3 protein-coding genes are annotated in these 8,036 nt (G+C 71.9%); all 3 read left to right on the forward strand.

All coding sequences use genetic code 11. The annotated features are described in order from the left end of the window. The first annotated feature begins 24 nt into the window (after positions 1–24). The 3 genes from VEC03_RS08695 to VEC03_RS08705 are packed head-to-tail and all read left to right on the forward strand — an operon-like array spanning position 25 to position 7,894. Positions 25–3,159, forward strand: a complete 3,135-nt coding sequence (locus tag VEC03_RS08695; protein ID WP_324914406.1) for an efflux RND transporter permease subunit — start codon at positions 25–27, stop codon at positions 3,157–3,159. Next, positions 3,156–6,428 carry an efflux RND transporter permease subunit gene (locus VEC03_RS08700; RefSeq protein ID WP_324914407.1) on the forward strand — a complete coding sequence of 1,091 codons (3,273 nt, stop codon included), beginning with the start codon at positions 3,156–3,158 and terminating at the stop codon, positions 6,426–6,428. Before VEC03_RS08695 ends, VEC03_RS08700 begins: the two co-directional genes overlap by 4 nt. After that, positions 6,425–7,894: an efflux transporter outer membrane subunit gene (locus VEC03_RS08705; RefSeq protein WP_324914408.1), complete on the forward strand. Its 1,470-nt coding sequence runs from the start codon at positions 6,425–6,427 to the stop codon at positions 7,892–7,894. Before VEC03_RS08700 ends, VEC03_RS08705 begins: the two co-directional genes overlap by 4 nt. Positions 7,895–8,036 lie beyond the last annotated feature (142 nt).

The following is an 8,036-nucleotide window of genomic DNA, read 5'->3' on the forward strand; positions in this document are numbered from 1 at the left end:
CGCAATCCCCCGCCGGGGTTCGACATGAGCCCGTCCCGTCCCTTCATCCTGCGCCCGGTCGCGACCTCGCTGCTGATGCTGGCGATCGTGCTGGCCGGCCTGGTCGGGCTGCGGCTGATGCCGCTGTCGGCGCTGCCGCAGGTCGACTATCCGACCATCCAGGTGCAGACGCTGTACCCGGGCGCCAGCCCGGAAGTGATGGCGCAGACCGTGACCGCACCGCTGGAGCGGCAGTTCGGCCAGATGGCCGGCCTGGCGCGCATGAGTTCCACCAGCGCCGCAGGCGTCTCCATCGTCACGCTGCAGTTCAGCCTGGGCCTGGCGCTGGACGTCGCCGAGCAGCAGGTGCAGGCCGCCATCAACGCCGGCGCCACGCTACTGCCGGCTGACCTGCCGGCGCCGCCGGTCTACGCCAAGGTCAACCCGGCCGACGCGCCGGTGCTCACCCTGGCCATCACCTCCAAGCAGTTGCCGCTGCCGGAGGTGCAGAACCTGGTCAACACGCGGCTGGCACTGAAGATCAGCCAGGTGTCCGGCGTCGGGCTGGTGACGCTGGCCGGCGGCCAGCGCCCGGCCGTGCGGGTGCAGGTCAACACGCGCGAGCTGGCGTCCTATGGCCTGACCCTGGACAACGTCCGCAGCGCGATCAACGCGGCCAACGCGAACGGCGCCAAGGGCAGCATCGACGGCCCGACCCGCTCCTGGACCATCAACTCCAACGACCAGCTGCTCACGGTCGACGACTACGCCAACCTGGTCGTCAGCTACCGCAACGGCGCGCCGGTGCGGCTGCGCCAGGTGGCGCAGGTGGTCGAGAGTGCCGAGAACGTCAAGCTGGGCGCCTGGTCGGCGCAGGGCGGGCAGGTGGAGCCGGCCATCATCCTGAACGTGCAGCGCCAGCCCGGCGCCAACGTCATCGCCACGGTGGACGCGATCAAGGCCCGCCTGCCGGAGCTGATGGCCGGGCTGCCGGCGGCGCTGGAGGTGGACGTGCTGTCGGACCGCACCACCGGCATCCGCGCCTCGGTGCAGCACGTGCAGATCGAGCTGGTGCTGGCGGTGCTGCTGGTGGTGCTGGTGATCTTCGCCTTCCTGCACAGCCCGCGCGCCACCCTGATCGCCAGCCTGGCGGTGCCGATCTCGCTGGTGGGCGCCTGCGGCGTGATGTACCTGATGGGGTACAGCCTGAACAACCTGTCGCTGATGTCGCTGACCATCGCCAGCGGCTTCGTGGTCGACGACGCCATCGTCATGATCGAGAACGTGCAGCGGCACGTGGAGATGGGCAAGCGCCCGCTGGAGGCCGCGATGGAGGGCGCCAGCGAGATCGGCTTCACCATCATCTCGCTGACGGTGTCGCTGATCGCGGTGCTGATCCCGCTGCTGTTCATGGGCGACGTGGTGGGCCGCCTGTTCCGCGAGTTCGCGATCACGCTGGCCATCACCATCCTGATCTCGGCCGTGGTGTCGCTGACTCTGGTCCCCATGATGTCGGCGCGCTGGCTGAAGCTGCATCCCGGCGGCGAGGCGGCCGGCAGCGGCCTGGGCGCGCGGCTGCAGCGCCGGTTCGAGCGGGTGATCCACCACTACGACCGCGCGCTGGTGGTGGTGCTGCGCCACCAGACCCTGACGCTGCTGGTGGCGCTGGGCACCCTGGTGCTGACGGTGCTGCTGTACATCGCCATCCCCAAGGGGCTGTTCCCGACCCAGAACACCGGCCAGCTGCAGGCGCGCGTGGAGGCGCAGGAGTCGATCGCGTTCCCCAGGATGGCGCAGTTGCAGCAGGAGGTGGCGCGCGCGCTGATGGAGGAGCCCGAGGTCGCCAGCATCGCCAGCTTCGTCGGCGTGGATGCCGCCAACAACACCATGCTGCACACCGGCCGGCTGCTGATCAACCTGGCCGGCAGCCGCGGCGACCAGCAGGCGCTGATGGAGCGGCTGCGCCAGCGCGCGCACCAGGTGCCCGGCGTGGCGCTCTACCTGCAGCCGGTGCAGGACCTGACCATAGACGCCGAGGGCGGGCCCACCGCCTACCGCTTCTCGCTGGAAGGATCGGACACGGCCAAGGTCAACGAGTGGGCCGCCCGCATGGTGCAGCAGCTGCAGTCGGTGCCGCAGGTGCGCAACCCGGTGACCGACGCCGGCGCCAGCGGCGCTGCGATCTACGTGGACATCGACCGGGATACGGCCGCCCGCCTGAACATCACGGCGGCCACCATCGACGAGGCCCTGTACAGCGCCTTCGGCCAGCGCATCGTCTCCACCATCTTCACCCAGACCAACCAGTACCGGGTGATCCTGGAGGCGCGGCCCGAGGCGGCGCCCACGCCGCAGGCGCTGGCCGGCATCCAGTTGCGCACCTCGTCGGGCGAGCCGACGCCGCTATCGGCGGTCGCGCGCATCAGCGAGAAGCGCGCGCCGCTGCAGATCACGCACGTGGCGCAGTACCCGGCGGCGACGGTCGGTTTCGACACGGCGCCCGGCGTGTCGCTGGGGCAGGCGGTCGATGCCGTGCGGCAGGCGGCGAAGGACGCCGGGCTGCCGACCTCGGTGGCCATGACCTTCCTCGGTTCCGCCGGCGCCTACCAGGCTTCGCTGAGCAACCAGCTGTGGCTGATCCTGGCGGCGGTGGTGTGCGTCTACATCGTGCTGGGCGTGCTGTACGAGAGCTACGTGCACCCGCTGACCATCCTGTCCACGCTGCCGTCGGCCGGCGTGGGCGCGCTGCTGGCGCTGATGCTGACCGGCCAGTCGCTCGGGGTGGTCGGCATCATCGGGATCATCCTGCTGATCGGGATCGTCAAGAAGAACGCGATCATGATGATCGACTTCGCGCTCGACGCCCAACGCGTCGAGGGCAAGCCGCCGCAGGAGGCGATCCACCAGGCCGCGCTGCTGCGCTTCCGTCCCATCCTGATGACGACGCTGGCGGCCCTCGGTGCGGCGGTGCCGCTGATGCTGGGCTGGGGCGAGGGCGCCGAGCTGCGTCGCCCGCTCGGCCTGGCGATCTTCGGCGGGCTGGTCCTCAGCCAGCTGCTCACGCTGTTCACGACGCCGGTGATCTACCTGTGGTTCGAGCGGTTCGGGGAGCGCTGGCGCGGAGGCCGGCATCGAAGCGCGCGCGGAGGTGACGAGGAGGGGGGCGCCGTCCTGCCGTGAATCTCTCGGCCCCCTTCATCCGCCGCCCGGTCGGCACGGTGCTGCTGACGATAGGCATCGCGCTGGCCGGCATCGCGGCCTACTTCAACCTGCCGGTCGCTTCGCTGCCGCAGGTGGACTTCCCGGTGATCTCGGTCAGCGCCAGCCTGCCCGGCGCCAGCCCGGAAACCATGGCCACCAGCGTGGCGCAGCCGCTGGAACGGCGGCTGGGCGTGATCGCCGGCGTCAACGAGATGACCTCGCGCAGCGGCACCGGCTCCAGCCGCGTGACGCTGCAGTTCGACCTGAACCGCAACATCGACGCCGCGGCGCGCGAGGTGCAGGCCGCCATCAACGCCGCCCGCGCCGACCTGCCGGCCAACCTGCGCAGCAACCCGACCTACCGCAAGGCCAACCCGGCGGCGGCGCCGGTGCTGATCCTGGCGCTGACGTCGCCGCGCCGCTCGCCGGGCCAGATCTACGACGCGGTCTCCAACATCGTGCAGCAGAAGATCGCACAGGTGCGCGGCGTCGGCGACGTGGAGCTGGGTGGCGGCTCGCAGCCGGCGGTGCGGGTGGAGTTGCGGCCGTTCGCGCTCAACCATTACGGCATTGCCACCGAGGACATCCGGGCCGCGCTGCAGGCCGGCAGCGCCACCCGCCCCAAGGGCGAGGTGCAGGACGCCGGCGGGCGCCGGCTGCCGATCTACACCAGCACCAGCAGCAACACCGGGGGCCCCGGCGGGCTGATCGCCATGGGCGGCAACAAGCTGTCCGCGGCCGACTACCGCGGCCTGGTGGTGGCCTGGCGCAACGGCGCGGCGGTGCGCCTGGGCGACGTGGCCGACGTGACCGACAGCGTGGAGAACGTGAACACGCTGGGCCTGTTCAACGGCGAGCCGGCGGTGATCGTGCTGGTCACGCTGCAGGCCGGCGCCAACGTGATCGAGACGGTCGACAACGTGCGGGCGCTCCTGCCGGACCTGCAGGCCGAACTGCCGCCCGACATCCGGCTCGCGGTGGCGTCCGACCGCACCCATTCGATCCGGGCCTCGCTGCACGAGGTGGAGCTGACGCTGGCGATCGCCATCGTGCTGGTGGTGGTGGTGGTCAGCGCCTTCCTGCGCAGCGCGCGGGCCACGTTCATTCCTGCCGTGGCGACCATCGTCTCGCTGCTGGGCACCTTCGGCGTGATGCTGGCGCTGGGCTTCTCGCTCAACAACCTTAGCCTGATGGCGCTCACCGTGGCCACCGGCTTCGTGGTGGACGACGCCATCGTGGTGCTGGAGAACATCTCCCGCCACCTGGAGCAGGGCATGAACCGCTTCCAGGCGGCGCTGCTGGGCGCGCGCGAGGTCGGCTTCACCGTGCTGTCGATCAGCCTGTCGCTGGTGGCGGTGTTCATCCCGCTGCTGTTCATGGGCGGCCAGATCGGGCGCCTGTTCCGCGAATTCGCGGTGACGCTGTCGGCCGCGGTGCTGATCTCGCTCGTGATCTCGCTGACCACCACGCCCATGATGTGCGCCTGGCTGCTGCGCCCGGGCCAGCCGTCGCGCCCGCCGGGTCGCCTGTCGCGCTGGTCGCAGCGCAGCTTCGAGGCCCTGCACCGCGCCTATGCGGTGGCCCTGGACTGGGCCCTGCACGCCCGCGCGCTGGTGCTCGCCATCCTGGTGGCGGTGGTGGCTCTGAATGCCTACCTGTTCGTGAAGGTGCCCAAGGGCTTCTTCCCGCAGCAGGACACCGGCCAGATCAGCGGCGGGCTGCGGGCCGACCAGAGCATCTCGTTCCAGGCCATGCAGGACAAGCTGCGCCAGCTGGTGGACATCATCCGCAGCGACCCCGCGGTGGACACGGTGGTCGGCTTCACCGGCGGCAGCCGTGCCGGCGGCGGCTTCCTGCAGGTCGGCCTCAAGCCGGCCGCCGAGCGCGCGCCCGGCGAGCGCGCCCAGGCGGTGATCGCGCGGTTGCGGCCGCAGCTGCAGCAGGTGTCGGGCGTCAGCCTGTTCCTCAACCCGGTGCAGGACCTGCGCATGGGCGGCCGGCAGAGCAGCTCCACCTACCAGTACACGCTCAAGAGCGACAACGTGGAGGACCTCAAGCACTGGGCCACCCGGCTGGCCGAGGCCATGAAACAGCAGCCGGCGCTGGTGGACGTGGACACCGACCAGCAGGACAACGGCGTCGAGCTGTTCGTGCAGGTCGACAAGGACGCCGCCGCGCGGCTGGGCATCAGTTCGCGCGACGTCGACAACGCCCTCTACAACGCCTTCGGCCAGCGCCAGGTGGCCACCATCTACGGCGAGCTGAACCAGTATCACGTGGTGCTGGGCGTGGCGCCGCGCTACACCACCAGCCCGCAGTCGCTGCGCGACATCCACGTGCCGGCGCGCAACGCCGCCGCGGCGAACGGCGCTTCCACGTCGGCCGCCGCCAGCGCGGCGGCCGCCACGAGAAGCACGCCCAACCCGGCGCTGCGCGATCCCTCGGGCGGCCAGGCGCTCAGCGCCAGCGCCACGGCCATGGTCCCGCTGTCGGCGATCGCCCGGGTGATGGAGCGGCCGACGGCGGCGTCGGTGTCGCACCAGGACGCGGAACTGGCCACCACCATCTCGTACAACCTGGCCGAGGGCTACACGCTGGCGGACGGGCAGGCGGCGGTGCAGGCGGCGGAAGCCGCGATCGCGCTGCCGATCAACGTGCGCGGCAGCTTCCAGGGCACGGCGCAGGCGGCGCTGCAGTCGCAGCAGCAGCAACCGCTGCTGATCCTGGCCGCCATCGTGGTGATCTACATCGTGCTGGGCGTGCTGTACGAGAGCCTGGTGCACCCGGTCACGGTGCTGTCGACGCTGCCCTCGGCCGGCGTCGGCGCCGTGCTGGCGCTGATGCTGTTCAAGCTGGAGCTGTCGGTGATGGCGCTGATCGGCCTGTTCCTGCTGATCGGCATCGTCAAGAAGAACGCCATCCTGATCATCGACTTCGCGATCGACGCCGAGCGCTCGCGCGGCCTGGCGCCGCTGCAGGCGGTGCGCGAAGCCAGCCTGCTGCGCTTCCGCCCCATCCTGATGACCACGCTGGCGGCGGCGCTGGGCGCGCTGCCGCTGGCGATCGGCTTCGGCGAGGGCGCCGAGCTGCGCCGCCCGCTGGGCATCGCCATCGTCGGCGGGCTGGTCGCCAGCCAGCTGCTGACGCTGCTGACCACGCCGGTGGTCTACCTGCTGCTGGACAAGCTGCGCCGGCGCAGCGCCCACGAGCGCGCGCTGGCCCGTAGCCACGAACCGGAACCCGCATGAATCCCTTGCCCCGCATGAAGACCCCGCTCGCACTGGCCCTCGCGCTGGCCCTGGCCGGCTGCGCCGTCGGCCCGCGCTACGAGGCGCCGCCGGCGGTGGAGACGCCCGTCGCCTTCAAGGAGGGGCCCGGCGAGTGGGTGCGGGCCACGCCGGCCGACGCGCTGGAGCGCGGCGCCTGGTGGCAGCTGTTCCAGGACCCGCGGCTGGACGAACTGGCGGCGCAGGTCGAGGTCTCCAACCAGAACGTGGCGGCTGCGGTGGCTGCCTACCGGCAGGCGCGCGCGCTGGTTGCGGAGCAGCGCGCCGCCCTGTTCCCCACGGTGAGCCTGGACGGTGGCGTGAGCCGCCGCGGCACCGGCGGCGGGGGCAACAACGTCGCCACGACCACGGCCACGACCACCGGCGGCATCACCCGGGTCGGCAGCGGCGACCGCACCAGCTACCAGTTCGACATCGGCGCCAGCTGGGAGCCGGACGTCTGGGGGCGGCTGGAGCGCACGGTGGACAGCGCCCGCGCCGGCGAGCAGGCCAGCCTGGCCGACCTGGCGGCGGCGCGGCTGGCGGCCCAGGGCGAGCTGGCGGCCAACTACTTCAACCTGCGCGAGCAGGACCTGCAGCTGGCGCTGCTCTCGCGCACCATCGCCGGCTACGAGCGGGTGCTTCAGATCACCCGCAACCGCTACGAAGCGGGCATCGCCGCCCGCACCGACGTGCTGCAGGCGCAGACCCAGCTGGCCAACGCGCGAGCCGAACTGCTCGGGCTGGAGCGCCAGCGCGCCCAGCTCGAACATGCGATCGCGGTGCTGGTGGGCCGGGCGCCGGCCAACTTCTCGCTGCCGCCCGAGCCCGAGTGGCGGGCTGCAGTGCCGGACGTCCCGCCGGCGCTGCCCTCGACCCTGCTGCAGCGCCGTCCCGACATCGCGGCCGCCGAACGCCGGGTGGCCCAGGCCAACGAGCAGATCGGCATCGCGCAGTCGGCCTGGTACCCCAGCCTGCGGCTGACCGGCTCGGCGGGCGCCGGAGCCGCCAGCATCGGCGACCTGTTCAGCGCATCCTCGCTGGTGTGGGCGCTGGGGGCCTCGCTGGCGCAGACCATCTTCGACGCCGGCGCCACTGCGGCCCGCGTCGAGGGCGCGCGGGCTGGCCTCGATGCCGCGGCGGCGCGCTACCGGCAGACCGTGCTGTCTGCCTTCCAGGACGTGGAGGACCAGCTGGCCGGCGTGCGCGTCCTGGCGCAGCAGGTCGCGCTGCGCGAGGAAGCCGCGCGCGACGCCGAACTGGTGGAGCAGCAGGTGCTCAACCGCTACCAGGCCGGGCAGGTGGGTTTCACCGAGGTGATCAACGCCCAGGCCACCGCGCAGAACGCGCGCCGCGCGCTGGTGCAGCTGCAGTCCGACCGGCAGGCCGCGGCGGTGGCGCTGGTGCAGGCGCTGGGCGGCGGGTGGAGCGGGCTGGCCGCGCCCTGAGCGGCTATCGCCCCAGCACCCATTCCCCGCATCGCAAGCCCACCCAAGTCAGCGCCAGCGACCCGACCAGGTGCAGCGCCGACAGGGCGAGGGCCTGGCCGATGCGCCCGGCCTGCAGCAGCTGCACGGTCTCCATCGAGAA

Source organism: Ramlibacter sp., from assembly GCF_035627355.1.
Lineage (GTDB): Bacteria > Pseudomonadota > Gammaproteobacteria > Burkholderiales > Burkholderiaceae_C > Ramlibacter.